Source organism: Pseudomonas migulae (genome assembly GCF_043225285.1).
Lineage (GTDB): Bacteria > Pseudomonadota > Gammaproteobacteria > Pseudomonadales > Pseudomonadaceae > Aquipseudomonas > Aquipseudomonas migulae_C.
The window spans coordinates 5971006-5994670 of sequence record NZ_CP171224.1 but is presented as its reverse complement, the minus strand read 5'-3'; the positions used below and the strand labels follow the sequence as shown (position 1 = coordinate 5994670).

Below are 23665 nucleotides of genomic sequence, written 5' to 3'. Positions count from 1 at the left end.
TTGCAGGCGTCGCGTCTTTGAGGATTGAGGGCGAATGCCGACCGGTTAGCGCCAGCCGGCGTTTGAACTAGCGATCCAGTTCCAGAATCAGGGCTTCGGCTTGTGGCCAATGCCCATAACCTGACGCTGGGTTGAGATGCCCCACTTCACCGAGGTTGAGCATGTCGCTACCCCAGGCTTGCGCCATGCGGTTGACGGCATCCAGGCTGGCGAGGGGGTCGTTGCTGCTGCCGGCCACCAGGCTGCGAAATGGCAGCGGACCTGCCGGTAGAGGGCTCCAGCCGTGAACACTCAGTGACTCGGCGGATGGATAGCCTTGCGGCCATTGCGCAGCGAGGTCCGGCGGTGCGGCCAGCAACGCGCCCTTGATTGGACGACTGTGTCTTGCGGCCCAGTGGGCAACCATCAAGACGCCGGCACTGTGCGCGACCAGAATCACCGGGCCGTCGATTTGCGACAATTCGTGCTGGATGGCTTCGACCCGCTTGTTGCAGTCGAGCTTGTCCGTTTCCAGCGCAGGCACACTGCGCACCTTGCTCAGCCTTGCTTCAAGCAGCGTTTGCCAATGCTCGGCAACGTGCTCGCGCAGGCCCGGTACGATCAGAACGGTTGCGGCAGTTTGCAGTTTGTCCACGTCAACACCTTCGCTATCACGGTGATTCGACTGACTCTGTGGTCAGCGCTTTCTTGTAGGACTGACATTAAAGAGCGCCCACCCCCAGCGCTTTTCATTGGACGTCAGGCACTTTTCTTTTGATGACACATGAATCCCCGCTGTCGGAACGTGACCGCTGGTCAAAAAGATCAACAGGTCCTTCGCAGGCCGCTGTAATCAATGGGTGCGCGTTGAATGACGCGTCCAGCGGCGATGATTTTGGGCGGCGTTACGCGCCCCTTTGGAATGACTTCGCAACTGTTCAAGTGGTGAAGTGCTGGATATAGTCGCCACGCTCGTTTCCACCGCAACCGGCTCAGGAAAGACCTCCGCATGACCAAGCTTGTTCGCGCCGCCGTCTTGACCAACTACCTGGAGGTCACGCAATACCTGTCGTTCAACCCGCGGGATTTACTGGCAGCGGTCGGTCTGACCAAGGCGCAACTGCAAGCGCCCGAGCACCGGATCCCCATCGATTCCGCGGTGCGACTGCTGGAAGACTCAGCGGCCGCCAGTGGCTGCCAGACGTTCGGCCTGAGCATGGCCGAGTCGCGCCAGCTCTCCGATTTCGGCGTGGTCAGCTTGCTGCTCAGTCATCAACGCACCTTGCGTGATGCCTTGCAGGTGGTAGTGAACTACCGTCACCTGATGAACGATTCGCTGGCCATCTTCATTGAAGAAGCCGGCAAGATGGTGATCATCCGCGAAGAGGTGGTCACCGAAACGCCCATGCCCAGCCGGCAAGCCAATGAGCTGGCGATCGGTGTGATGTTTCGCCTGTGCGCAGCCCTGCTCGGTTCACACTGGCATCCGTTCAGCGTCAACTTTACCCACCAGCCCCCGGACAACCTGCAACTGCACCGTCGCTTGTTCGGCTGCACGCTGGAGTTTGGCAGCGAGTTCAATGGCATTGTCTGTTCCGATGCCAGCCTCGATATGACCAACCCTCACGCCGACCCGGTGATGGCGCGCTATGCCCAGAGCTATCTTGATTCGCTGCTGAGTCACGAAGGTTCTTCGATACTCTTCGAAGTGCGTAAAGCCATTTACCTGCTGTTGCCAATGGGCCGCGCCACCATCGAGCAGATCGCCCAGAGCCAGGGCATGAACGTTCGAACGCTGCAGCGGCGCCTCAAGGATGATGGCTGTGCCTTCAATGACGTGATCAACGACGTGCGTCGCGACCTGGTGTTGCGCTACCTGGACAATCCGAATTATTCCCTGGGCCGGATCGCCGACATGCTCGGTTACTCCATGGCGAGTTCGTTTACCCGCTGGTTCATCGCCCAGTTCGGCATGCCCCCTGCCGCCTGGCGCGCCGCGCAGAAACAGCCCAAGGCACCGCCCCCTCCCACCGCCCTGCCCGGCCACGCTGACTCCTGAAGCGACGGAGCGTTTTGTGTAGCCAAAAAAAAGCGGCGACTGCTGGTACAGTCGCCGCAAAATAACCGGCGTTTTTGACACCAGTCGACAGCCTGATTACGCCGAGGAGGCGAACGTAACCAGGCCCTGCCACTCAGGTTCCCCAGTGCAATAACAGCAGCACCAGCACGACCAGGAATACGGTCTCCCCCACCATCAACAGAATCGGCTTGATCCCCACGGATGCCAGCTCCTTGAGCTGCGTTTTCATGCCCAGGGCGCTGATGGACACCACCAGGCACCAACGCGACAACTCATTGACCGAACCCTGCACCACAGGCGCGACCCACCCGGTGCTGTTGATACAGGCCAGGATCAGGAAACCCACGGCAAACCACGGCAGCAGCGGCGGTCGTTTGCCCGAGGAGTCAGCACCCTGCATCCGCGTGATCATCGCGGCCGTGACGATGACCGGCAGCAACATGGCCACGCGCATCAGTTTGATCACCGTGGCCGTATCGCCGGTCTCGGTCGACATGCTGTAACCGGCGCCGACGACCTGGGCAACGTCATGGATCGTGGCGCCGAGAAACAGGCCGGCCGTTTGCGGTGACAGCGACAGCCATTGGGCGATCATCGGATACACAATCATCGCCATCGTCGAAAGCGCCGACACCCCGATCACCGTGAACAGCGTGGCGCGTTCCTTCTGCGGGTGATTGGGCAGTGCCGCCGCCAGCGCCAGTGCCGCCGAGGCGCCGCAGATCGCTGTCGCGCCACCGGTCAACATGCCGAACAGACGCTGGAACCCCAGCGCCTTGGCCGCGATCACTGACACGCTGATGGTCACCACCACCAGGATCACCACCAGCGCCACGGGTTTCCAACCCAGGGCCGCGATTTGCTCGAGGGTGATGCGCATGCCCAACAGCGCGACGCCGATACGCAACACCGTTCTCGCCGTGAACTCGATGCCTGCCTTGCAAGTGCCCTCGCCCGCCAGAAAATTCAGGGCCATGCCCAGCAGCAACGCGAACAGCATGACCGGCGCACCGTAGTGCTCGGAGAGAAAGGAAGCCGCCGCCGCAACGATCAGGCTAACGATGAAACCCGGCGCCAGTTCGCGCGTGCGGCTGTGGATTCGGGTCAGGGCGATGGCGCTCATGGCGCGGCCTCCTCGCTGATAATGATGAACGCCTGACCGTCGACGACGTCGACCGGGTACGTGGCGACTTTGACCTGGGTGGAATTGAGCAGGCAGCCGCTGCGCAGATCGAATCGCAAGCCATGGGCGCCGCACTGGATCACCCGCCCGTCAAGCCGCCCGCCCCACAGCGAAGCACCCTGATGCGGACAGCTGTCGTCGATGGCGTACACCTGCCCGTCGACGTTGAACAACGCCAGGCTCTTTTCTTCGAATTCGAACAGGGTCCGATTACCGGGCTGTGGGTATTTGCCGCAAGGCACAGGAATGCGCCGCGTCATGCCGGTTGCCGCTCGCGATCGCTCTCTTTAAGGGCTTCGCTCATTGCCCCAAGTAACGCCTGAGTCGGTTGTGCACCGACCACCGTCATGCGCCTGTCGAACTGAAAACTCGGCACGCCGCTGGGCGCTCCGGGGAATCCGTCAAAGGGCGTGGCGTCGCCGGTCAGGCAATCGAGCACGACATCCGTTTCGACGCCGCAAGAGCGGGCAATGGCAAGCAAGGTCTCGCGGCAACCCAAGTCTTCGCGCTTCTGAAAATAAGCGGCGAACAGTCTTTCGAGCAACATTTCACGCTGGGTAGCATTGCCCCGGACGCTGACGCGCTCGAACAAACGATGGGCGTCAGCGGTATTGGGCATCGTCGTGATGCGGCTGAGGTCGATGTGGAGTCCCACCGCCCCGGCCGCACGCTGGACCTGCGCCTGGCGCATGGTCATGGCATCGGCATTGCCCAGGCGCTTGCGATAGAAATCGGCGAAGGGCTCACCCTCTATCGGTAGCTGAGGGAGTAACTGCACGCCGTGCCACTCCGTGCGTATCTGCACATCCGGGTAGCGACTGCGGAACTGCACCTGGGCATGTTCCAACTGGCGTTTGCCGATCAGGCACCAGGGACAGATGAAATCGAAAAACACATCAATATTCAAACGACGACTCACAACTTCACCTCTAGCCCGGCAGTGCTGACGGGGTCAGGCACGCTCTGACCCTGCAGACGGGCAATATCTTTGTGGTAATGACACTTGGCATAAAAGAACACCGCCGCCGCCGCAATACTCACCAGCGGAACGACCTGAAATGCGGCATGCAAACCGATCAGGTCGGACAACCGGCCGGTAATGAAAGGGCCTGGCGCCAGGCCGAGCATGTTGTTGGCCAGGGTCAAGGTGGCGAACGCTGTGCCGTGCACCGAATAGTGGGTCAGGTTGGCAACCATGGCGCCGGCCGGGCCGGTGGTGCCGGCGGCAATCAGCATGCCCAGGCAAATCAGCGCCAGTTGCAACGGCCCTGCCGGCAGCGCGAAGGCCACGGACAACAACAGGCAACTGCCCAGGCAATAGACGATGGCCAAGGCGACCTTGCGCTCCGGCGAGTGGCGACATAGCCGGTCACTGAGCATGCCGCACAGGATCATGCCCGCGCCGCTGCACAGCACGATAATCGCGGCGATACCGCCCGCCTTGTCCGTCGCCATGTCGTAGTAACGATTGAGGTAGCTGGGCATCCACACAATCACCGTGCCGCCCACAAACAGCTGCAGACCACTGCCGACGTAAGTGGCAATCACTGAAGGGCTGGACCATAACGTGCGCAACGGTCGCTTAACCGTTGAACCGGCCTTGTCCACGACCTGCTTCGGCGCAATGCGCGCTTGTTTGACAATGAGCGGGTACAGCATCGCCAGCACCAGGCCGAACAGCGACATGCCGGCAAACGACCAGCGCCAGCCCAGCTTCGCCGCGATTGCCCCGCCCAGCGCCATGCCCAACACCGAACCGAACATGCCGCCCGCCATGAAGGCGCTGGCCAGCGTTGCGCGCATGTGTTTGGGAAACACCGAAATCACCACCGCGATGCCGACACTGCCGTACGCGGCTTCGCCGACACCCACCATGAACCGAGCGATGAACATCTGCTGATAGTCCTGCGCCAGCGCGCAACCCAATGTCGCGACGCTCCACAGCAGGGCCATCAGCGTCAGGCTCTTGACCCGACCAAACCGGTCCGCCATCAACGACAGTGGAAACGTCAGCAGGCCGACCATCAGGGCAACAATGCCGCTGAGCAGGCCGAGCTGGCTGTCACTCAGCGCCCACTGGCTTTTCAGTAGCGGAAACACGGCATTCAGCACTTGCCGTGACATGTAGTCGGAGATCAGCAAGCCGAACGTCAGTGCAAAGACGATCCAGGCATACGGGCGCGCAACAGCGACGGAGCCGTCGCCATCGTCTGCGGCAATCGGGTGAAAGGCCATCTAGCCTCCTCAAGCTTTGTTTTATTGTTGTTATCAAGCGAATTGCAGTACAGCGAACGAGAGGCACCGGCCTCTCGTCCTGATTCCGGTCAGCCGCGTTGCGGCACGCCTTTCTGCCCGGCCTTGCGGTTCGGGGCCATGCCGTTGGCCTGCAGGGTTTCTTCGATGCTCGAGTACTGGACACCGATGCGATAGATCTCGCGGGCTTCCTTGCCGGTGGCGATTTCGCGACCCAGTTCGTGAGCAATGCGCACGGTTTGCTGGATCTGCGCCACGGAGCCGAAACGCTCACCCTTATGGTCAATGATAGTGTCTTCATTGCCCACGCGCGGGTGCAGCCCCATGGCCATCGACATGGTGTTGAGCGGCATGACGTTCTTGAGCAGCGACTCGGACGTCAGGGTGCAACCGTCCGGTGCGCGGTGGATGAAGTTGAAGAAGTTGAATGGATTGGGGCCGTCGAAACCGCCACCGATGCCGATCCACGTCAGGTTCAGCGGGCCCATGTACACGCCCTTGCGCACGAGACGTTCGAGGGTTTCCATGGCATGCATGCCCGTCAGCTGGAAGTGCGGCTGGATCCCGTTGTCCATCAGGCGCTTGAGATGCTCGGCCACCCAGGCAGGACCGGCCGGAACGGTCATCTCGCTGTAGGCGGCGTGGATCAACGGATTGGCCAGGGAGGTGCCTTCCAGGTATTCCGGATAGAGCAATTCCATGATGTTCATTTGCGTCGTGTTGATCGCCACCGTCACCTGATCAGGTTTCGGCGTCAGCTCGGCCAACATGTGGCGCGTGTCGTCAGACAGCCATTTGGCCGCTTCACCGTCACTTTCAGGGGCGAAGGAAATCGAACCGCCGACCTGGATGATCATGTCCGGCACGGCTTCACGCACGCCGGCGATCAGTTCGTTGAACTTGGACAGGCGCTTGGAGCCCTTGCCGTCGAGTTCACGCACGTGCAGGTGCAGCACGGTCGCGCCGGCCTCATAGCAATCGACCGCTTTCTGCACCTGCTCGTCCATGGTCAGCGGGATGTCTTCGGGGAAGTCCTCCGGCATCCATTCCGGGCCGTAAGGGGCCACGGTGATGACCACCTTCTCCATGTTTTCCGGGTGCAGGGAATCGTCAAAGAATTGCATGGTGTACTCCGTTTCTTATGATTGTCTCGCCCACCCGGGGTCATGCCGGGCAGACGTGCTTACGAGTGCGGATGCAGGTGCGTTCGATCAGAACGTCTTGTCGCCGATGATCCCGGCGCGTTCCATCTTGCGGTGACACGGCGGGTAATCCATGACCGCGTAATGCTGGGTGCTGCGGTTGTCCCAGATGGCAATGCTGTTGGGCTTCCAGCGCCAGCGCACCTGGTACTCGGGGATGTACGCCTGGCTGACCAGATAACGCAGCAGTTCGCTCGCGCCGGGGTTGGCGTCCTGACCGAAGCGGACCCGATCCGGGGTGTGGTAGTTGCTGAAGTGAGTGGTGAACGCGTTGACGAACAGCACCTTCTCTCCGGTTTCCGGGTGGGTGCGCACGACCGGATGCTCGGCATCCGGGTACATCGCCTTGAGCGCCAGGCGTTTCTCGATCGGCATGGCCGCGCCGAAGCTCGCTTCGATGCTGTGGCGGGCGCGCAGGTCGGCAATTTTCACCTTCACGTCATCCGGCAACTGCGCATAGGCCTCGACCATGTTGGCCCACATGGTGTCGCCGCCGACGGGCGGACACTCCACGCAACGCAGTACGCAGCCCATTGGCGGGGATTCACGCCAGGTCGCATCGGTATGCCACGCGTTTTCGTAGCGATCCATCGGCTGGTCCGGGTTCTTGTAGATGCGCACCAGCCCCGGATGGTCCGGATCGCTGCCGGCCACCGGATGATCCTCCAGCTCACCAAAACGCCGGGCAAACGCCACGTGCTCGGCACGGGTGATGTCCTGATCACGCAGAAACACCACACGATGCTTGACCAGCTGGGCACGAATCTCGGCGAAAAGATCGGCGTCATGGACTGCATCGGCAAGGCTCACTCCGATCAGCTCCGCGCCGATATTGCAGGTCAATTGTTCGACTTTCATGGCGGACAACCTCCTTAAATGACGAAAATCGACGAGCCGGTGGTCTTGCGTGATTCCAGGTCTCGATGGGCCTGCACGGCATCTTGCAAGGCGTAGTGCTGGTTGATTTCGATCTTGATCCGACCGCTGCCGACGTGATCGAACAGCTCACCAGCGAGCTCGGCCTTTTCCACCGGGTCGGCGATGTAGTCAGCCAGTGCCGGGCGAGTGAGGAACAACGAGCCTTTCATTGCCAGCATCACCGGGTCGAATGCCGGAATCGGCCCGGACGCGGTGCCGACACAGACCATTAAGCCGCGCCGCTTGAGCGAGTCCAGCGAACCGGCAAAAGTGTTCTTGCCGACACTGTCGAACACCACGTTGACGCCCACGCCGTCAGTCAGCTCGCGAACCCGCTGTGCGACATCTTCGTGGCTGTAGTTGATGACATGGTCGCAACCATGGGCCTTGGCGATTTCACCCTTGAGGTCCGTGGAGACGGTGCCAATGACGTTGAGGCCGAGCAACTTGGCCCATTGCGAAACAATCAGGCCGACACCGCCCGCAGCGGCATGCAGCAAAATGCTGTCGCCCGCCTTGAAATCGTAGATGCGGCGCATCAGGTACGACGAGGTCAGCCCGCGCATGGTCATGGCCGCAGCGGTTTCGAAACTGATGGTTTCCGGCAGCTTGATCAGCGGCGCAGCGGGAATCAGGCGCTCGGTGCTGTAGGCGCCGAGGGTGTTGAGGAAACCTGTGTAGGTAACGCGATCCCCCACTTGTACGTTGGTCACGCCCTCGCCGATGGCCTGGACCACGCCGGACGCTTCAACGCCCATGCCGTTGGGCATCGGGATCGCATAGGTGCCATTGCGAAAGTAGGTGTCGGCATAGTTCAGGCCAACGGCCACATGCTTGAGCCGGACCTGGCCTGGACCGGGATCGCCGACTTCGACCTCTTCGTAGCGAAGCACTTCGGGACCACCGGTTTCGTGAAAGCGTACGGCTTTGGCCATTTTTGTTATTCCCCAGTCTGCATTATTGGCGAGCTGCGTCGAATTGCGCTGACTGGACTGTAGGACTCCGTTAGTTGAGCCGCTTCTCATCAGACGACAATGGCTTTTCATTTCGTGACAGCGATCGTGGGGGATCTCGCTGTAAACGGGGCGCGTACAGATAGGTTAGATGGGGCGTTAAGGGGAGCACTCACGCTCTATCAAGTTCATTGAATCAACAGGCGCAAGTGCAGAAACCCTTATAACTTTTCACTCTAATTTCAAAAGCCAAAATAGCGCCACCACAGTACTTATATCTTTGCTGGATAAAAGCTCTTGCGGCGGCTTTACAAGCTACAAAAACGAACTAGCGTATAAATTCAATCGATATTCACAAATATTCATTAATGACGGAAGAAGCCCTCTGCACAGGGCTGTTCCGAGCAAAATTACATCGATGAAACAGCAACTTTTCTGCCCGACAGGGATAAAGAAAGACTGATTAATCCTGGAGCAAACACCCTTATGAACGTCTCACGACAAGTGTTTATCAGCGCTGCCCTGGCGGCCCTGTTGCTCGGCGGTTGCACCTCGAAAGTCACCGAGCGTGAGCAATACTCAGGTTTCCTGTCCAACTACAACAACTTGCAGCAGGTCACCACACCCAGTGGCGAAACAGCGATGCGCTGGGTGGCCCCCTCCTGGAATCCGGATGCCTATAACACCGTGGTTTTCAACAAGCTTGAGCTCTATCCGGCGCCAAAGCCTAACGAACGGGTCAACCGGCAAACCCTGGATGAATTGCAGAGCTACATGACCAGCAAAGCCAAAAGCGTCTTGGGCCTGAAATATCGAATCGTGTCGAATGCAAAAGCAGCACCGGCCGGTGCCAAGACGTTGATCATGCGAGCAGCGATCACCGGGGTGAATGCCGAGAACGAAGGCATGAAGTGGTACGAAGTGGTCCCGGTCGCCGCCGTCGTGGGGGGTGTCTCCGCCATCAGTGGCCATCGTGATCAGGAAACCACCCTGTTCATCGAGACCGAATTCATCGATGCAAGCACCAACCAGACTGTGGCCAAAGTGGTGCGTAAAGTCTTTGGCAGCACCCTGGAAAACCAAAGCCAAAAGATCACGACCAAGGACTTCAAAGTGGCGATCGACAAGCTGACTCAGGATTTGCAAGCGTTCATCAAATGATGCCGGGGCGGTGCCCGGCTTGACCTCGAAGGCATCAAGGAGAACGCGATGGCCGACTCGAGCAAGAAAATGAACCTCATGGGCCTCACCACACTGGTGACGGTAAACATGATGGGTTCGGGCATCATTCTGCTACCGACGAGCATGGCGCAATTGGGCGCCGTGTCCTTGCTGTCATGGATCGTTACCGCCATCGGGTCCATGGCGATCGCCTACTGTTTTTCCCAGTGCGGGATCTTCTGCCCGCGCCCCGGAGGGTTGTCCGCCTACACCGAAGAGGCGCACGCCAAATCGGGGTTTTTCCTGTGCTCGTACCTGTACTTTCTTTCGCTGGCCATTGCCAACGTTGCCGTCGCCATTTCCGCAGTGGGGTACATGACCTCCTTTGTACCCTGGCTGGGGACAGGGGCCATCCCGCTGTTCGTAGGTACGGTGGGCCTACTCTGGTTGACCACGGTGGCCAACTTCGGTGGCCCGGGCATCACCGGCAGGATCGGTGCAATTACCGTCTGGGGAGTCATCATCCCGGTAGCCGGATTGAGCATTATCGGGTGGTTCTGGTTCAAGCCCGACGTATTCGCAGCCGCCTGGAACCCGAACAACCTGCCCATTCAGGAAGCCATCAGCAAGGCGATTCCGCTGACGCTATGGGCGTTCCTCGGCATGGAGTCGGCGGCGCAAGCCTCCGATGCCGTGGAAAATCCCAAGCGCAACGTTCCGCTGGCCTGTCTGCTCGGAACGCTGGGTGCCGCGGTGGTTTATGTACTGTCGACCACGGTCATCCAGGGCATTATTCCCAATGCCGAACTGGCCAACGCCTCGGCCCCCTTTGCCCTCGTCTACGCGCAAATGTTCAACCCCACGGTCGGCAATATCATCATGGCGCTGGCCGTGATGGCCTGTGTCGGATCGCTGCTGGGCTGGCAGTTCACCCTGGCGCAAACCGCCAAGATGACCGCGGACCAGAATATGTTTCCGTCCCTGTTCCGCAAGGTCAGCAAACGGGACGCCCCCATCCTCGGCATGCTGGCCTGCGGTGTGTTGCAGACATTGATGGCGTTGTCGACCATTTCGCCCAATGCCAGCGCGCAGTTCACTAAGCTCGTCAGCCTTGCGGCCGTGACCAACCTGATTCCTTACGTGACGGCGGCCACCGGCCTGCTGGTCATGATGTACAAAGCCAGAGTCAGTGCGAGCATCTACACCCGCAACACGATCTTGTTGCTGATTGCCATGAGCTACTCCCTCTATGCCCTCGTTGCCTGCGGCAAGGATGCGGTGTTCGGTGGCCTCATTGTCCTGGCGTTCGGCTACCTGCTTTATGGCTTTCTTTCCAAGCGTTTTGTCGAGAACCCTCCAGCCGCGCAGGTCAATACAGACAATGCCTGACGGCAAATCCAGACGTCCGCATGCAGGGAGCCAAGGTATGAGCGTGAAACGGACCAAAGGCCTCAACGTGCTGCTCGTCTGCCTGTTCACGCTGATATCGGGGCTTGCCGGTGCCGGCACCCTGGAACGCGTGCGGGAGAGCAACACCTTCAACCTCGGTTATTTGCCGAACTTCGGACCCTTCAGCATCCAGTCTGGCGACAACGCCACCGGTTTTGCCATCGAGCTTTGCCTGAAAATCGCCGACAAGGTGAAGACCGAACTGGGATTGCCAGGGTTGCAGGTGCGCTTCCAGCCCGTCACCACCACTGATGGGATAGACGCCGTCAGTTCGGGCAAAGTCGACATCCTCTGCACACCAACGCCCCTCACTCTGGAGCGACGCAAGCAAGTGAGCTTTTCGGTGCCGATCTACACGGCGGGTTTGTCGGTGGTTGTACGCCAGAACGCACCCGACGCGCTACTCAATGTGTTGAACGGAAAAGTGGCCCAAACCGGCCCAACCTGGCGCGCCACCCTCAACCATGGTCTGGCCAACCAGACCTATGCTGCCACCGCCGGCGGAGTGACCGAAGCCTGGCTCCGTCAGCAAATGCGATTGCTCGGGGTCGTGGCCACTCTGCTCACCGTCGAGAATGCTCAAGAGGGCCTCAGCCGTGTCGCGGAGGGCAAAGCAGATGCTTTTTTCGGGGAACGGATGGTGCTGAAGAACCTTCTCGACCATCACTACTCCTCTGGAAATCTGCGCCTGCTGGATCGGGTTTTTGAGTACTCGCCGGCGGCAATGGCGGTTGATCGAACCGATGAAGACTTCCGCTTGCTGGTTGATACCGTGTTGAGTGACCTGTATCGAACGGGGGGGATTGAGCAGGCGTATGTGAACTATCTGGGCGGCATCAGTAAAACGGACAAGAAGCTGTTCAAGGTATATGCGATCCCGTAGGAACAGCCGACTTGGTTTACATGGTCCTATACGTCGGCCAACCCCCCATGAGATGTAAAAGCCCAACACTACTGTGCAAGCACGGTAGTGTTGGGCTCAAGGACACACCCTTTTCCCTAAAGCTTGCACACGGCGAGATGAACTAACACTCCAACGCGCGCACGCGGGTTTTACGTTGCTGCTCCAAAGGCTCGATTGTCTTCTGCACCGTAAAGTCGAATTCGATTTCTGCAAAACGCCCGCTAACGCCATAGTCGCTCGCACGCTTCTGGTCGTCGCTGAAGGTGATCCTGGCGATCAGCTCGTCACGGGTGGCGTAAGCGAAATCGTCGTGCAGGTATTCATCGCCATCGAGGTTGATCTGGGTGGTCAGGTGGCGATGGTCCGGCGCGGAGATGAAAAAGTGGATGTGCGCTGGACGCTGGCCGTGGCGCCCCAATTGATCAAGCAGATGCTGAGTCGGACCGTCCGGAGGGCAGCCGTAGCCCGACGGCACGATGCTTCGGAAACGGTAACGCCCGTCGGCGTCGGTCACGATACGGCGGCGCAGGTTGAAGTCCGATTGCGTGGAGTCGAAGTAAGAGTAGCTACCGCCAGTGTTGGCGTGCCAGACATCCACCACGGCGCCCGCCAAAGGTTCGCCGACGGTATTGAACACCCGGCCTTGCATGAACAGCGGTACGCCCTGATCGACACCGTCATCAAGACGCGCTTCGCCTTGGGAAAGGGGCGCGCCGGCGACGTACAGCGGGCCTTCGATGGTGCGCGGTGTGCCGCCGGATTGACCGGCCTGCTCGTCTTCGGCGTCCATCAGCAGGTCGAGGTAATGCTCCAGACCAAGCCCCGCCACCACCAGCCCTGCTTCCTGGCGCGTACCCAGCACGTTGAGGTAGTTGACCGCTTTCCAGAACTCTTCCGGAGTTACCGCGAGGTCTTCGATGATGCTTACCGAGTCACGCAAGATGCGGTGGATCAGGGCTTTGGTTCGCGCATCGCCGGCATCGTTATGCAGGCCGCTGGCTTCTTCGAGAAACTTTTGAACGTCGGCAGTGTGGGAAATCTTCACGCTCATGATTAATCCTCATCAGTTATTTTTAGGGCATCGGTAAAAACGCTAACTTGACGGTCAACACACTCTGTACCAACAGGTTCGGTGGTGCGCCTGCTGGTTGTAGAGAAAACAAGCCCGCCAAGGGGCGCGGGCTTTGCCCAGGACAGGGAGCCTGAGTAAATCGATCAGAACGCTATCGGCCCCCACGCCGTAGGCGCGCCCTGAACAAGGGGTGTGCCAGTCAAAAAGGGACGGTCAACTTGATCCAGTAGGCATCGCCTTGCGCACGGTTACGCACCTCGGTCTCCTGCTGCCATTTAGCCGTCAGGAACCATCCCTTGTTACTGGTGTATTTCACCGACGGGCCGATGGCGAATACCTTGCCCTTGTTATCTTTTATGCGATCGCCATCCTGCCGATCGTCTGTGGTTTGCTGATAAAGGTAACCGCCTACACCGACTACCCAGCCATTCCCCAGTCCCCAACCTACTGCGTAATCCATGTGCAGTTCCTGACCGGATCGGTAGTCGGTATCTTTGTTGCGAAGGTTGAAGTCGTACATCGTCTTGGCATCGATGTTCAACCCATTCGGGTCGATGTAAGAAATCGCTAATACGGGTTCGACCACCCAGTAGTTTCGCCCGATGTTGGCCAAATCATTTTTGTCGTACTCTCCCGTCGGGGCGATGAAATCCAAGGCCACAATGCTGTGAAGTTTTTCGCTGTGATGAAAACCCAGTGCCGGGCCAAAAATCATATCGCCCAACCCTTGTTTGCTTTGTGATTGGCCGTTGACCTCTACTTTCAAATCCACAAGCGGCGCAATGGCATGGAAGGCCAGGCTTCCCCCCAACAGTTTCTGTTCAGTGACCCAAATCAACCGTGGCGCAATGGCGTTCGCGCGCACCCTGAAATCCACGGGTACTTTGTCGCCACTGTTGTCGCGCAGCGAATCGGCTTCGTAGTGGTTGATAAAAAACTGCGAATACAACCCCGGTGGAGGCATTGCACCCGACATGTAGTTTTCAGAGCCCATGGGATAAGAGGAACCACCGTTCTCGGTGGCCTGTACTTCAATACTCGCGGCGGCCAACAAACTAAAACCGGCATGGCACAGATGACGAACGCGGGACTTGGTTGATGCTGCTTTCATAGTTGATGACCTTTTGTTGTTTTTATAGTCAGCCGCAATCCTGCGGGTCATCGGGCAACCAGCAGAACTGACGGTTTTTTTCCTGCGGTGGAATCAGATCCTTTTGAACAGCGCCGATCTCGTGCTTTCAGAGGCTCCATCGGCGGCGCTGTAGAAACGCTCCATGAAAATGTCACGCTCGAACAACCGCCCCTGCATCAAGCACGTGATAGCGGAATCGATCATCACCGGTGGCCCGCACAAGTAGGCCTTGCGGTTACTGAAGCGCCCTTCGAAGTGTTGTTTCGCAGCGTCGTGCACGTAGCCCTTGTACCCGGCCCACTCTGCGTCGTCCGCCGCCTGGCTGAGCGCGGGCACGTAAGTGAAGTTGGTAAACTCGCGCGCAAGCGCTTCAAACAACTCGCGGTTGTAGAGTTCAGCTCGATTACGTGCCCCCTGGAACAACACAATCTGGCGGGTATCGCCGCTCTCCAACAGATCGAAAATCATCGACTGAGGACTGGACAGCCCCGAACCACCGGCAATGAAAATCAGGTCGCCGCTTTGAGAAGTGCGCACGAAAAACTGGCCATACGGTCCGGAAAGCTCTACCGCGTCACCGACGCAAAGCTCATCGTGGATCATGGTCGTCGCGAGCCCGCCTTCTACACGACGGACATGCAGTTCAACTTCATCCGGATGCTGAGGCGTATTGGCCAGAGAGAACGCCCTCGTTCCTTCAATCCCGGGCAATTGCAGGTTGATGTACTGGCCTGCCTGAAACGCCATCGGCCGATCAAGCTTCAAGTGCACGCCTTTGATGGTGGGCGACAAGTCCACCAGTTTCGTGACGGTCGCGTGGTAATCCTCGACGGGATGGCCGAGAAAATCCGGATCGGCGTCGATGTCGGCCTCAATCACCATGTCGCTTTGAGGGATCGCACAGCACGCCAACACCTTGCCTTCATCCCTCTCTATATCCATCAAGGCGAACGAAGACGCCGCCCCCAAATCTGCCTCACCTTCGAGCACCTGAACCTTGCAGGTGGCACAGGTACCGTGGCCGCAGGCGAATGGAAGCCAGACCCCCTGACGCAATGCTGCCTGCAGGATGGTCTGTCCCTCCTCCACCTCGATTTGTTCGCCGGTGGGCTCGATGGTTACTTGGTAGCTCATGACCGATTCCTCAGTTAAAAGTGCCGGCGATGCCGTTCAACCCTGGTGTGTTCAGGTGCAGCAGACTTTTGTGGTCGATACCGTTTCCGATCAGGCTGGCGCTGTAGTCAGGTGTGAACGGTTGATCGTTCAGTCGCCACAGCGCCTGGCTGAAATCGACCTGCGACGCGTCCGGGTGCTGGGCAATCGAGGGCTTGACCACCTGTTCGATGAAGTCGCCAAACGGCATGGCCGGTGGCAGTGGGAAGGTAAAGGGCGCGCAGAACATCAGGTGTTTTTCCCAGCACAAGTACACCAGTTGCAGGCCGTGGAAATTGTCCTGGCGGTCCAGGGGTTGGGCGTCGTAGGCGGCGATGGCTGTCACGGGCATGATGTTTTTCCTTATTTTTGTCAGTTGAACTGTAGGAGCGAGCCTGCTCGCGATGGCGGTGCAACAGGCGCTGAATAAGGTGAATGTGATGGCCTCATCGCGAGCAGGCTCACTCCTACAAGGGTTCTTGGTTGTGTCAGCCGGCCTTGGCTGGGTGCCAGTCCTGCCAGCGTCGATGTTCGGTGGAGCCCAGGTACTCGAAGTTGTCCTGGCCGGCGTTGATGTTGTAGTAGTCGCGCACTACCGACTCGACATCGCCGCCACCGCAGTTGCCCTGCAGGATCTGGTGTACTGGCAACCAGGCCTGGATGTACTTGGTCGGCTCGTACTCGAAAATGTCGCAGCAACCCTGGGAACAAAAGTGATAACGCTCGCCTTCATGCTCGGCGCTGCGATGGCTGAGGGTGGTCTGGTCATCCGGCTCGCCGAACGACAGCGGGATCTGACAAATCTGGCAGAGCATCGGCAGAGTCGGGTTGTAGAAGCGCTCGCCCTTCTCTTGCAGTGCGCGCCAGTGTTCGAAGCGTGGGCGGTAGATCTTGTCGAAGGTGTCCGGGTACTTGGAGGACAGCCAGTCCAGCTCTTCGTCAGTGGGCATCCAGGTATGGAAGTTGGTCGCCTGGCTGTACTGATAGAAGATCGACCAGGCCTGATGGCTGACGTGGTCCTTGGCGATGTTCGCCTCTTCGACATGCTTGGGCGGACGGATGCCATAGCGCTCCAGGTCCTTGAACAACGCCCCGCCCGCCTCTTCGAAATACACGCCCCAGGCTTCGGACCAGGACATGACTTTGTTGGGCAGCATGTAGTCCATCATCATCCCCACCAGCGTCAGCAGGCGGTAACCGCGCCAGAACCACTTGTCGATCCAGCGCTGGATGATCGGCACGTTGTCTTCGTGCTGCTCGAGCAGGAATTTGATCACTTCCAGGCCGAGGGTCATGTGTCGGGCTTCGTCGGACTGTGCGGAGAAGCCGAAGGTCACTGTGGCCATGTCACCGTTGAACGCCGCGCCGGACATGAACGGCACGAACAGCAGGTTGGTCAGCACGTATTCGAACGAAAAAGAAATCGCTGTCAGGAACTCGAACGGGCCGGCGGTGCGCGCATCTTCGAAGAACGATTTGGGCACCGAGAGGAACCACACGCGGTCATGCATGTGAGCAAAATCATGCAGGCCATTGAAGTGCCTGTTGTAGTGACTCATCGCATGGATCTGGGTCTGCACGTGGCGCAGTTCGTCGATAGCCTGCATCTGGCAGGCGATGCGCGCACCGGCACCGCTGAACTGCCGACCGACTCGCGCGAAACCCTGATAGGCCTGATATTCCAGTGGCGTGACACCGGACAGGAACAGCTTCAGCGCGTTGACATAACGGGCGTCCGACAGCGTGGTATGCCCGTTGTTCTGCGAGAACGCATCGAAGATCGCGTAGAGCTTTTTCTCTTTCTCGGCCTGGTATTTCCAGTAGGTGTCCATGGTCAGGCGGAACGGGTCTTCCCACTTGTCCCAGTCGGTAATCTTGATCCCCTCGAAACGCTCGTGTGGATAGATGTCCTCATGGGTCTGGTAGCTCGGCTCCCAGTCCAGGTCACGGGTCATGCAGCGGTATTTTTCTTTGGCATTAAGGCGTTTTTTCACGGCCATGATGGCGCTCCCGAATTCTTGTTATGGATCAGTGGCTACCGGCGCGATCAGCTGTTCCAGTACAGGGAAAAGCTGTCGTCCTCTTCCACGACGTTGCCGCCCAGGGTGATCACGTACATCAGCATTTCCTGGATATCCCAAGGGCTGCCGGTGAGTTGCTCGACCGTTTCGCGACGGATATCTAGCCGGCCCTCGGCCTCGATGCGAATCATCGATGGCTGGTGCTGAATCTGCGCCTGAGGGTTGTCCTGCACGATGGCGTCGACGATCGATCGGGCGTAGTCGGTGTCCTGCAGGTTCATGTAAACGAGGGAAGTCATGGGCGGGCTCCAAGTCCGATCTTTTTCAGTCGGGCAGCGAATTCGGTGCACACGGCATCCAGTGCCGATTCATCGAGACCGAGTCCGGTCAGCGGACGCAGGGCATCGACCGAACGCTCGCTCCAGTGATCGATCCAGCCTTGCACCAGCGCTTTGTTTTCAGGGCTTTCGTTGACCACGGTCTTAAGCAGCGCATCGACCCAGCGCTGGCTCTCGGCGAACCACAGGCGCATGAACTCGGTGAGCATGCCGACCTGCCCGGCGCCGTTGGCCGTCAGCTGTTCGTCGAGTTTTTGGAACAGCAGCGGGTACACCAGACCGTCGCTGACCAGGTTCTGCGCCACGGTCAATTCGAACCAATCGCGCACCACCAGGGTGTCCTCGACGTAGCGGCGCATTCCCTGCCACGCGGGATCGTTCAGCCATTGCTGCTTGGCCTGGGCCAGCAGCAGGACATCGCCGTCATCGAGCATCAGGCCAATCCGCGACAGGTATTGGGCGATGCCCAAACGGTCCATGGCCTGGAACATATGCATCTGCGTGACGCTGGTGCCGAAGCCGTCGGCGGCGATGTTGCTGTTGTTCATGTTCGCGCCCATCTCGGCGTGGCGCAGGGGCAACAGCAACGTGCTGATCAGTTGGACATTGGCGCTGGTCAGGCCGGCCAGCATGTCGCGCTTTTCGCAGAACGCGTAATCGTGCTCGGCATTTTCCTGCATCTTGGCCCGAGCCTGAACGTAGGCGCCATAGTAGTACTGGCGAGGGTCGCTGACGGTGTACCAGTCAGCCATGACCACCGCAGTGCGAGTGGCATCGTTGAGCAATTTGTCCGGCTGCCACAGCGGCCGATAGTGAAAATTGGTCGCTGATTCCAGGTCGAAACTGGCTTCCTGATAACGGCTGGCCACCTTGTCGCCAAACCGGCGACGGGTGTGGCTGAAGGTGTTGCGGATCGTCTCGACGGTGGTCGTCTTGATCTCGACACTCATGGAGTGGACTCCTGTGGTTATTGTTCTGGTGGGATGCTGGTGGGCGGCTTAGTCAGGGTCGCGGGTTTCGCCGTAGCGCCACTTGCGCGCGTCCGCGTCGAGAGCCTCGGACATCTGCGCATCCATGTGTTGCACATGGTTGCTTGCGCAGAATTGCTTGAATGCCTGATGTGGCAACACCAGTTCGACAAACAGCTCGGGGTAGCCGATGGCGAAATCAAATTCGACAAAGGGATCTTCTGGCTGGCTACGTACACGGACGTAGCGCGGCATCTGATCGAACGTGCTGCCTGGTTGTTTCATGCTCGGGTGCTCCCCTGTTGTTATGTTTGGGGAGAGAGCAACAACGGTGCCATTGTTCGCAGCCACGCAAACTCATCAAATAAAAACTATAAGATTCAAATGGTTAGTTTGTAGCTCGCACAAGTTTGAAGCTGCAGTGCAGCCTTTTCAGGTGAGCGCACACTTTCGGGAATTTATCTTTTGATGAATCGCAAACGAGCTGGTTTGAGCAAATGAGCAATTGTTGGGAGGAACATTGCATTGGCCGGCGCGCCAGAAACCCGAGGTGTTTTTTGGGGACGGTATTTCGATGCTTCACGCCGGGGGTTCGCGTTCCCCTGCGTTGTCGGGTTCAGCGCTCCAGGCGAAGCGTATGGCGACTCGGACTTGAGGTATATGACTGATCAAAGCGCCATTGGCCTACTTTTAATACTTTGAATTGGCTCACTTTTACCGAGTCTGGTGTCGTATCTTTTCATCATTTGATGAAAACGGACGACTACCATTGTTCATATGGACAACCCTGTTTGAAAGTTGACATTCAGTCCGTTTTCAGTCCGTTCTATACAGGAGTTTTACAGGTGCTCAATCGTTACGGCAGTACTGCGTCGGGACCTCAAAATGCCCCAGCCTAGGCATCGGAACCGACTCATCCCCACAAACAAAAAGAGATAGGGGTGCGTTTGCATGACCATGAAATACCGAGCCTCCGAGCATTCCACACTGCTCAAGGATCTGACCGATCGCATTCACTTCCTCGGCAGTGAAGGAAAAATCTGGCTTGATGAACAACGGATGCTGTTGATGCAGGTGTCCTCGATGGCGTCATTTCGTCGGGAGCTGATCGAGATGATTGGCGAGGAGCGCGCGAAGGGGTTTTTCCTTCGGCTGGGCTATCAGTCCGGACTCAAAGATGCCCAGCTGGCTCGCAAATTGCGGCCGAACGGGAGCGACATCGACATGTTCCTGATAGGCCCCCAACTGCACTCGCTCAAGGGAATGGTCAACGTGCGTCCGGTGGTGATGGACATCGATATCGAGGCCGGAACCTTTTACGCCGACATCGAATGGATTGACTCGTTTGAAGTGGAAAATCACCAGAGTGAACAACTTCATTCCGAGCAGCCGATTTGCTGGATGCTGCTGGGCTATGCGATCAGTTATTCATCCTTTTTCATCGGCCGGCAGATTATCTACAAGGAAGTCAGCTGCCGAGGCTGTGGAGACAGCCAGTGTCGAATTATCGGCAAGCCCGCCGAGGAGTGGGAGGATGCCGATACGTTCATGCGCTACTTCCAGAGCGATCCGATCATCGATGAATTGCGCACCCTGCAACTTCAGGTCGAAAACATGAACGAACGCCTGCAGTTGCGTGCAGGCCAGTTTTACGGGATCGGTCGCTCCGCCAATTACCGAAAGACCTGTGAACTGATTGACAAGGTTGCACCTGGTAAAGCTTCCGTGTTGCTGCTCGGTGAGACGGGGGTCGGCAAGGAAGTCATCGCCCGTAGTTTGCATTTGCGCAGTGAGCGCGCGGGCGGGCCTTTCATTGCGCTGAACTGTGCGGCCATTACGCCAGACTTGATTGAAGCCGAGCTGTTCGGTGTTGAAAAAGGTGCCTACACCGGGGCACAGCAATCTCGTATGGGGCGCTTCGAGCGGGCCGATGGGGGCACATTGTTTCTCGATGAAATCATCGAGCTGACGCCTCGTGCGCAAGCGAGCCTGCTGCGGGTTTTGCAAGAGGGTGAACTCGAGCGAGTGGGCGATAGCCAAACCCGACATGTCGATGTTCGGGTTATCGGCGCCACGCACGAGGACCTCGGCAAAGCCGTAAAAGAAGGACGCTTTCGGGCCGACCTCTACTATCGGCTGAACGTCTATCCCGTTCGAATTCCAGCACTGCGCGATCGTCAGGAAGACATTCCGCTTTTGATCGAGCACTTCCTGGAAAAGCTGCATTTGAGCTACCAGAAAAAAACCCTCGGGTTGTCCGATCGAGCCAGTGAAGCCTGCCTTCGCTATGACTGGCCCGGCAACATTCGCGAGCTTGAGAATCTCATAGAGCGTGGCGTGATCATCACGGACAACAATCAGAGTATTTCGGTGGACGCACTGTTCCCACACATGTCTGTTGAAGCGCTTAGCATCGGATTGTCGAGCGAGGGCAACTTGATCAGTCAGAAGCTGGAGCCTGATGAAGCGTGGGTCAATCAGTTGCTCGATATGGGGATAACCCTGGACGGTCTGGAGGAACAGTTGCTACAGGGCGCCATGGATCGCGCTAATCAGAATGTGTCTGAGGCCGCGCGCCTTCTTGGGATGACCAGACCAGCGCTGGCCTACCGGTTGAAGAAGTTGCCTGGCTACTTGGGAGAAAACTGACACAGGTACTCCAGTGTTATGGGGCTGATAACGACTCATCTTTAGCCGTTCACATTTCTCCTCCGTGAAACAAGGTCGAAACGCTGCATGGAACGGGTGATCGCCAGATTCAATCCCAAATCCCGGCTGGGATCCGGTTTCACCCACCGCAATGTCAAATTTACGATCAACGGTATGATTGTTACAAGCCATTGATTGCCATGGAGTCTCGACTTCACGCAAACGCGAACAACACGCTACAAACATTTGCTTACAAAACCCTGGCTCGCCAAAGACAGGGTTCGTAACTATAGGTGATAGGTTACGCGCCCAACATAATAACGAGATGCACAGAATAATTATGCGCATCCAATTCCCCACCCTCCCTGCCCTCGGGGCTTACGTCGCCCTTTCTTGTCTGTTTGCGGTCGCATGGTTCACCCATCCCGCACCGGTCCATTCTTCCTTTGCCCTGATGAATCCCGTGAGGGCCGTGGCTGATCAAGTCGCCAAACCCATCTATACCAGCCGTTTTGCCTCATCCGGCCTGGTGGATTTCGTGCATTCCTCGGCGGTAACGGCCTTGCCCGATGGCAGCCTGATGTCGGTGTGGTTCGCCGGCACTCGCGAAGGCGCTTCCGATGTGCAAGTGCGCTCTGCCCGCTTCGATGCGAAAACCGGCGAATGGGGGGCTGAACAGGTATTGGCGACTCGGGATTCGACCCAGCAAGGCACTGGCAAATACATCCGCAAACTGGGCAATCCGGTTATTGCGCTGGCACCGGATAACCGTCTCTGGTTGTTCTACGTGTCGGTGTCCATGGGGGGCTGGGCCGGGAGCGCGGTCAATGTGATGGTCTCTGACGACTACGGCCGCCAGTGGTCCGAGCCTCGCCAGTTGATCACCTCGCCGTTTCTGAATATCAGCACGCTGGTGCGTTCGGCTCCGGTCTTTCACGCCGACGGTTCCATTGGCTTGCCGGTCTATCACGAGTTTCTGGGCAAGTTTTCCGAGTACCTGTACCTCAGCGCAGACGGTGAGGTCATCGATAAATTCCGCATCAGCCATGGCAACAACTCATTGCAGCCCACGGTCGTTCCGCTGGATGGGCAGCGTGGTATCGCCTTGTTGCGCTACGCCGGCAACACTCACCATCGAGTACTGGCGACGCGTACCGAAGACGCCGGGCAAACCTGGAGCGAGCCTTATCCGCTCGACCCTTCGAATCCCAATTCCTCGTTGGCGGCCGTCGCCACACCCGACCATGGCTTGCTGGTGGCACTCAATGACTTGCAGGACGGCCGCTTCAAACTGAGCCTCTATGGCACCGACGCGAAAATGGACGATTGGCGCTCGCTGCGGGACCTCGACAAATCGCCTGATCCGGAAGGCGATACGTTTTCTCCCGAGGCGTACAAGGCAATCATCGGCAAAGAGTTCCGCGGGTCCAGTGGCGCACTGCGCCAGCCGCTGGAGGCACAGTTCCTGGACAACCTCGACAGCCGGGTGTGTGACGCTCAAGGCTGCAGCTTCGAGTATGAATACCCGTACTTCATCCGCAGTCCCGACGGCATGTATCACCTGGTTTATTCCTGGAACAACACCTTCATCAAGCACGTCACGTTCAACGATGCATGGCTGTCGGAGCTCGCCAAATGATCACCCTGTGGCAAGCCCATTTCAGCTTCACAATGATCATCTTTTTGTTGCTGCCCTCTTTCGGCCTGAACAAGGCCGCGCGGATTGTGCTGTTGATCGCGTTGCTGGCAGCCAGCTTCATACCGCTGAATGGCTTGTCGTTGGCGGCGTACTTGCGCAGCCACATCGATGACCTAGCGATTACAACCTTGGTGTTCATGGTATGGGGCTGCTTGCGTAAGTTGGGCTTCCTGCAACCTGCACAGCAAAGCGCGACAACCGTATTGATCATCTTCGCCGCCATGGCGCTGGTGCTCTACCCGGCAACGCTCGGTCTGACGTATCTGGACCCGTACCGGCTCGGATTCAGCCCACGCCCAATGCTGATCGTCGTTGCACTGCTCACAATTGGCCTGTTTTACCAGCGCAGCTACCTCGCCGTCGTGATGCTGGCGAGCGCTACCCTGGCCTTCATTGTCGGGATAAAACCTTCACACAACTATTGGGATTATCTGGTTGATCCTCTACTGGGTCTGTATTGCTGCGTGGCATTGCTGGCGCTTGCGGTGCGCTGGACCTATGGCTGGCTGAGTACGCTCAGTGCTCAATGAAAGACCGAAACTTTTAACAGGG

The 23665-nt window shown here is 58.3% G+C and carries 23 protein-coding genes; 7 read left to right on the top strand and 16 right to left on the bottom strand.

What is annotated here, in order from left to right:
• Positions 1-67: 67 nt before the first annotated feature.
• Positions 68-634 (bottom strand): RBBP9/YdeN family alpha/beta hydrolase, encoded by a 567-nt coding sequence (locus ACF6ZU_RS27530; RefSeq protein ID WP_392888838.1) that lies wholly within the window; start codon positions 632-634, stop codon positions 68-70.
• A gap of 354 nt (positions 635-988) precedes the next feature.
• Here ACF6ZU_RS27530 and ACF6ZU_RS27525 point away from each other — a divergent pair, with 354 nt between their 5' ends.
• On the top strand, positions 989-2038 hold the full coding sequence (locus ACF6ZU_RS27525) for an AraC family transcriptional regulator (protein ID WP_392888836.1): 1050 nt from the start codon (positions 989-991) through the stop codon (positions 2036-2038).
• Between the two features lie 133 nt (positions 2039-2171).
• On the opposite strand, the gene ACF6ZU_RS27520 is transcribed toward ACF6ZU_RS27525, so the two are convergent.
• From ACF6ZU_RS27520 to ACF6ZU_RS27490, 7 genes are all read right to left on the bottom strand, one after another.
• On the bottom strand, positions 2172-3182 hold the full coding sequence (locus ACF6ZU_RS27520) for a YeiH family protein (RefSeq protein ID WP_392888834.1): 1011 nt from the start codon (positions 3180-3182) through the stop codon (positions 2172-2174).
• Positions 3179-3502, bottom strand: a complete 324-nt coding sequence (locus ACF6ZU_RS27515; protein ID WP_392888832.1) for a Rieske (2Fe-2S) protein — start codon at positions 3500-3502, stop codon at positions 3179-3181. Before ACF6ZU_RS27515 ends, ACF6ZU_RS27520 begins: the two co-directional genes overlap by 4 nt.
• The gene (locus tag ACF6ZU_RS27510; RefSeq protein WP_392888830.1) at positions 3499-4161 is read right to left on the bottom strand and encodes a DsbA family oxidoreductase; all 663 of its coding nucleotides are present in this window, start codon (positions 4159-4161) and stop codon (positions 3499-3501) included. Before ACF6ZU_RS27510 ends, ACF6ZU_RS27515 begins: the two co-directional genes overlap by 4 nt.
• Positions 4158-5477 carry an MFS transporter gene (locus ACF6ZU_RS27505; RefSeq protein WP_392888827.1) on the bottom strand — a complete coding sequence of 440 codons (1320 nt, stop codon included), beginning with the start codon at positions 5475-5477 and terminating at the stop codon, positions 4158-4160. The genes ACF6ZU_RS27510 and ACF6ZU_RS27505 overlap by 4 nt, the downstream gene beginning before the upstream one ends.
• A gap of 89 nt (positions 5478-5566) precedes the next feature.
• Positions 5567-6619: a 3-keto-5-aminohexanoate cleavage protein gene (locus tag ACF6ZU_RS27500; RefSeq protein ID WP_392888825.1), complete on the bottom strand. Its 1053-nt coding sequence runs from the start codon at positions 6617-6619 to the stop codon at positions 5567-5569.
• An 87-nt stretch (positions 6620-6706) separates the two neighbouring features.
• Positions 6707-7555 (bottom strand): TauD/TfdA dioxygenase family protein, encoded by an 849-nt coding sequence (locus ACF6ZU_RS27495; protein ID WP_392888822.1) that lies wholly within the window; start codon positions 7553-7555, stop codon positions 6707-6709.
• Positions 7556-7569: 14 nt separating this feature from the next.
• Positions 7570-8550 carry a quinone oxidoreductase family protein gene (locus tag ACF6ZU_RS27490; RefSeq protein WP_392888820.1) on the bottom strand — a complete coding sequence of 327 codons (981 nt, stop codon included), beginning with the start codon at positions 8548-8550 and terminating at the stop codon, positions 7570-7572.
• Positions 8551-9054: 504 nt separating this feature from the next.
• Here ACF6ZU_RS27490 and ACF6ZU_RS27485 point away from each other — a divergent pair.
• Genes ACF6ZU_RS27485 through ACF6ZU_RS27475 form a run of 3 tightly spaced genes read left to right on the top strand, consistent with a single transcriptional unit; the run spans position 9055 to position 12061 of the window.
• Entirely contained in the window at positions 9055-9729 is a 675-nt protein-coding gene (locus ACF6ZU_RS27485) for a DUF3313 domain-containing protein (protein WP_392888818.1), read from the top strand.
• A gap of 48 nt (positions 9730-9777) precedes the next feature.
• Positions 9778-11118, top strand: coding sequence for a putrescine-ornithine antiporter (potE, locus tag ACF6ZU_RS27480; protein ID WP_392888815.1), 1341 nt, complete (start codon positions 9778-9780; stop codon positions 11116-11118).
• Positions 11119-11155: 37 nt separating this feature from the next.
• Complete coding sequence (locus ACF6ZU_RS27475) at positions 11156-12061, top strand: amino acid ABC transporter substrate-binding protein (protein WP_392888813.1); 906 nt, start codon at positions 11156-11158, stop codon at positions 12059-12061.
• A gap of 142 nt (positions 12062-12203) precedes the next feature.
• On the opposite strand, the gene catA is transcribed toward ACF6ZU_RS27475, so the two are convergent.
• From catA to ACF6ZU_RS27435, 8 genes are all read right to left on the bottom strand, one after another.
• Positions 12204-13133: a catechol 1,2-dioxygenase gene (gene catA / locus ACF6ZU_RS27470; protein WP_392888811.1), complete on the bottom strand. Its 930-nt coding sequence runs from the start codon at positions 13131-13133 to the stop codon at positions 12204-12206.
• Positions 13134-13353: 220 nt separating this feature from the next.
• A complete protein-coding gene (locus ACF6ZU_RS27465; RefSeq protein WP_392893947.1) occupies positions 13354-14265 on the bottom strand; it encodes a transporter in 912 nt (303 codons plus the stop codon).
• Between the two features lie 93 nt (positions 14266-14358).
• Complete coding sequence (locus tag ACF6ZU_RS27460) at positions 14359-15420, bottom strand: NADH:ubiquinone reductase (Na(+)-transporting) subunit F (RefSeq protein WP_392888809.1); 1062 nt, start codon at positions 15418-15420, stop codon at positions 14359-14361.
• A 10-nt stretch (positions 15421-15430) separates the two neighbouring features.
• A complete protein-coding gene (locus ACF6ZU_RS27455; protein ID WP_392888806.1) occupies positions 15431-15790 on the bottom strand; it encodes a phenol hydroxylase subunit P4 in 360 nt (119 codons plus the stop codon).
• A gap of 136 nt (positions 15791-15926) precedes the next feature.
• A complete protein-coding gene (locus tag ACF6ZU_RS27450) occupies positions 15927-17438 on the bottom strand; it encodes an aromatic/alkene/methane monooxygenase hydroxylase/oxygenase subunit alpha (protein WP_392888803.1) in 1512 nt (503 codons plus the stop codon).
• 47 nt (positions 17439-17485) lie between these two features.
• Positions 17486-17758, bottom strand: a complete 273-nt coding sequence (locus ACF6ZU_RS27445; RefSeq protein ID WP_392888801.1) for an MmoB/DmpM family protein — start codon at positions 17756-17758, stop codon at positions 17486-17488.
• Positions 17755-18747: an aromatic/alkene monooxygenase hydroxylase subunit beta gene (locus tag ACF6ZU_RS27440; protein WP_392888798.1), complete on the bottom strand. Its 993-nt coding sequence runs from the start codon at positions 18745-18747 to the stop codon at positions 17755-17757. The genes ACF6ZU_RS27445 and ACF6ZU_RS27440 overlap by 4 nt, the downstream gene beginning before the upstream one ends.
• Before the next feature lie 48 nt (positions 18748-18795).
• The gene (locus tag ACF6ZU_RS27435) at positions 18796-19050 is read right to left on the bottom strand and encodes a phenol hydroxylase subunit (protein WP_392888796.1); all 255 of its coding nucleotides are present in this window, start codon (positions 19048-19050) and stop codon (positions 18796-18798) included.
• A gap of 666 nt (positions 19051-19716) precedes the next feature.
• Between ACF6ZU_RS27435 and ACF6ZU_RS27430 the strand changes: the two genes are divergently transcribed.
• The 3 genes from ACF6ZU_RS27430 (at position 19717) to ACF6ZU_RS27420 (ending at position 23643) form a co-directional block, all read left to right on the top strand.
• On the top strand, positions 19717-21414 hold the full coding sequence (locus tag ACF6ZU_RS27430; protein WP_392888794.1) for a sigma 54-interacting transcriptional regulator: 1698 nt from the start codon (positions 19717-19719) through the stop codon (positions 21412-21414).
• Between the two features lie 340 nt (positions 21415-21754).
• On the top strand, positions 21755-23053 hold the full coding sequence (locus tag ACF6ZU_RS27425) for an exo-alpha-sialidase (RefSeq protein ID WP_392888792.1): 1299 nt from the start codon (positions 21755-21757) through the stop codon (positions 23051-23053).
• Complete coding sequence (locus ACF6ZU_RS27420; RefSeq protein ID WP_392888790.1) at positions 23050-23643, top strand: hypothetical protein; 594 nt, start codon at positions 23050-23052, stop codon at positions 23641-23643. The genes ACF6ZU_RS27425 and ACF6ZU_RS27420 overlap by 4 nt, the downstream gene beginning before the upstream one ends.
• Positions 23644-23665 lie beyond the last annotated feature (22 nt).